Below are 1,184 nucleotides of genomic sequence, written 5' to 3' on the forward strand. Positions count from 1 at the left end.
GATGTCCCCCAACCCTTCCCCAGACCGTACGGATGGCCTACCGGCCACCCCGAAAACCCGAACCGGCACCGTTAGAGTGGCCGCAGACACGGGCCCGGCAGGCTCACCGCACCGGCGGAGGAGCGCCCCGCGCGGGCGGCACGGCGAGGAGTGCGACAGGTGCGGCCAGTCGGCAGCAAATATCTGCTGGAGGAGACCCTCGGACGGGGTGCGACCGGGACCGTCTGGCGCGGCGTGGTGCGCGAGGACGCCCAGGTGCCGGGCTGCGCGCCCGGGCAGCGGGTGGCGATCAAGGTGCTGCGCGAGGAGCTGGCCGCCGACCCCGACGTGGTGATGCGTTTCCTGCGCGAGCGCTCGCTGCTGCTGCGGCTGACCCACCCCAACATCGTCCGGGTCCGGGACCTGGTCGTCGAGGGCGAGCTGCTGGCCCTGGTGATGGACCTGGTGGAGGGCCCCGACCTGGCCCGCTACCTGCGCGCCAACGGCCCGTTCAGCCCGATCGCCGGCGCCCTGCTGATGGCCCAGGTCGCGGACGCGCTGGCGGCCAGCCACGCGGACGGGATCGTTCACCGCGACCTCAAGCCGGCCAACGTGCTGCTCGCCTCCACCGTGGTGGACGGCGCCGAGCGGATGCACCCGTTGCTGACCGACTTCGGCATCGCCCGGCTCGCCGACTCCCCGGGCATCACCCGCACCCACGAGTTCGTCGGCACCCCCGCCTACGTCGCGCCGGAGTCCGCCGAGGGCCGCCCGCAGACCTCCGCGGTGGACGTGTACGGCGCCGGGATCATGCTGTACGAGCTGGTCACCGGCCGGCAGCCGTTCCAGGGGGACAGCGCGCTCGCCGTGCTCCAGGCCCACCTGGCCCACGAGCCGCAGCGGCCCAGCACCATGCCCGAGCCGCTCTGGACGGTGATCGAGCGCTGCCTGCGCAAGGACCCGGCCCAGCGGCCCGGCGCCACCTCGCTGGCCCACGCGCTGCGGGTGGTCGCGGCCGGCGTCGGGGTGCACGCCTCCCCGCCGGCGGTGGACGAGGCACTGGCGGTCGGTGCCCTGCTGCTGCCGGACCCGCAGCCGACCGCGGTCCCCACCACGATGTCGCCGATGTCGCCGATGGCGACGATGCCGGGCGCCGTGGCCCCGGGCACCGAGGACCGCACCCAGGTGCTGCCGCCGACCCCGGG

At 75.0% G+C, this 1,184-nt stretch carries 1 protein-coding gene; it reads left to right on the forward strand.

The features are described 5' to 3' along the window. Nucleotides 1-159: 159 nt before the first annotated feature. A partial coding sequence (locus ACIQOV_RS42110) for a serine/threonine-protein kinase (RefSeq protein ID WP_401056521.1) occupies nt 160-1,184 on the forward strand: 1,025 nt, incomplete at its 3' end.

Origin of the sequence: Kitasatospora sp. NPDC091257 (assembly GCF_044757675.1) — a bacterium.
Taxonomy (GTDB): Bacteria; Actinomycetota; Actinomycetes; order Streptomycetales; family Streptomycetaceae; genus Kitasatospora; species Kitasatospora lactacystinica.